This window comes from Limnoglobus sp., assembly GCF_059499385.1.
In genome coordinates, this window is the sequence record NZ_JCABYM010000100.1 from 1 (window position 1) to 2,129 (window position 2,129).

Consider the following 2,129-nt stretch of genomic DNA (forward strand, 5'->3'; position numbering starts at 1 on the left):
GGGAGGAAGCTCACCCCCCTCCCTAACCCTCCCCCCCAAGGGGGGAGGGAATAAAACCCTCTGTCGGCGAGGCCACCACCCGACCGTCTGTCCCTGGAACGGGTCCCTCATGCTCCCTTCCGGCCTGCTCGCGGTCCTCGGCGTCGCGGCGTTCTTCCTCGCGGCGCTGACGGTCCTGCCCGGTGTCGCGCTGAAGCTCGTCGCCCTCGGCCGGCGGCTCCGCGGCCGCCCGGCCGAGTCGCCGGCCGTGCTCGGGCCGCTGTTCTGGCACGAACTCGTCCGCGTCACCCGCCGCGGCACGCAGGCCCGTCTCCGGACGCTGTACGCCCTGTTCCTGCTCGTCAGCCTGCTGATCGCGTACCTCAACGAGTTCCACGAAGTCAACCCGATCCGGCTGATCTTCGGCCCCGGCGAGGAGTTCCCCCGCGAGCGGGTCACGGCGTTCGCCGAGACGTTCTTCCACGTCTTCCTGTTCTGCCAGCTCGTCGCGCTCACGGTCGTGACGCCGGTGTTCGCCGGCGGCTCGATCACCGAGGAGAAGGACCGCGGCACGCTCGCGTTCCTGCAGGCGTCGCTGCTGTCGAACCGGGAGATCGTGCTGGGGAAGCTGGCCGCCCGCGTGGTGTTCGTCCTCGGCCTCGCGCTGACCGGGCTGCCGGTGCTGGCGATGACGTTGCTGTTCGGCGGCGTGGACCCGGACATCCTGGTCACGTCGTTCGTGGCGGCCGTGATGTCCACCGTCAGCCTCGCGGCTTTCAGCTTCTGGCAGGCGACCCGGCACGACACGCTCAAGGGCGTCCTCGTCTCCGCGTACACCTGGTCGTGGGCGCTGATCGTGTTGGCGGGGTGTTGCGGGTGCGGGCTGGAAACCTTCACCGACGGCCGGGTGAATTACGCCAACGCGAGCGGCCTCTCGCCGCTCAGCCTGCTGCTGGCGACCGTCCGGGAGGCCGGCCGCGGCCGCGTCGATCTCGCGGACCTCGCCCTCGTCGGCGTCATCGCCCACGGGCTGCTCGCGGCGTTGTTCTCGCTCCTCGCGATGGGCAACGTCCGCGCGATCCTGATCGGGCAACCGAAAGTAGACGAGCCGAAGGTCGTCCCCCCGCCGAAGCCGCACTGGCAGGAAGTCGATCCCGACACGGACAAGCCGTTCGGCGCGACGCCCCAACGGGAGCGGACGCCGCTGCGGTACATCCACGTCCCGTACATCCAGGAGGACGACCCGCTCCTGTGGAAGGAGACGTACTTCGGCGGGAAGCTGCCGTCGTTCGAGACGGACATGGCGAAGGGGTGCTTCCTCGCGCTGTTCGTGGCGGTCACCATCCCGACGTTCTTCGGCATCCTCGGCCGGGCGGTCTCCACGGACGAGCCGCAGGAGATTCTGAACCCGGTGTTCCGGTACGGCAGCATCGGGCTGCTCGCGGTCCTCGTGCCGCTGGCCGGGGTCCGGGCCGTCGGGTGCGTGTCGCGGGAGCGGCAGCGGCAAACGCTCGACTCGCTGTTCACGCTGCCGGCGGACCGCCGCGAGTTCCTGCGGGCGAAGTGGCGGGCCGCGTTCGACTGGCTGAAGCCGTGGCTGGTCGGGTACGCCGTGTACGCGGCCACGGTGTTCGCCACCGGCGCGGTCCACCCGGTCGGGTTCCTGCTGACGCTGGCGGCGGTGGCGGCGGCGGTCCCGTTCTTCCTGACGCTGGCCGTGTGGCTGTCGGTCCGGTGTCAAACGGTGGTGCGGGCGACGGCGTGGTTCCTCGGCACGACATTCGCCGCGTTCCTGCTCCCGCCGATGGTTGCCGTGCTGGTCCGCGGGTTGGTCGAAGTGCTGGGCGTGGCGGGCGGGTGGTACGACCTCTCGACGACGGCCCTGAGCCTGCCGTTCGCGGTCGAGATCGGGGCGGTGGCGACGCCGTGGCGGTCGCCGCTGCCGGACGCCGTCCTCGGCGCGGCCGCGTCCGCCGGGCTGGTGTGCTGCGTGTTCGCGGTGCTAACGTTCGCCCTGTGGCGGAACGCCGTCGCCCGGTTCGAGGCGGAGGGGCGGTAACGGGTGACGCGCCGTCTTGGTTTTGTTCCCTCCCCCCTTGGGGGGGAGGGTAAGGGAGGGGGGTAGCCTCCCTGCCGCGGACGCGCTCCTC

1 protein-coding gene is annotated in these 2,129 nt (G+C 71.0%); it reads left to right on the plus strand.

Annotated features, from left to right (window positions below; translation table 11 throughout):
- The first annotated feature begins 109 nt into the window (after nucleotides 1-109).
- A complete protein-coding gene (locus AC5JJ2_RS17610; protein WP_495859329.1) occupies nucleotides 110-2,038 on the plus strand; it encodes an ABC transporter permease subunit in 1,929 nt (642 codons plus the stop codon).
- Nucleotides 2,039-2,129: the final 91 nt, after the last annotated feature.

What these genes read in the sequence shown, in the direction of transcription:
- AC5JJ2_RS17610 (WP_495859329.1), top strand. Translation starts at nt 110, where the DNA reads ATGCTCCCTTCCGGCCTGCTCGCGGTCCTCGGCGTCGCGGCGTTCTTC.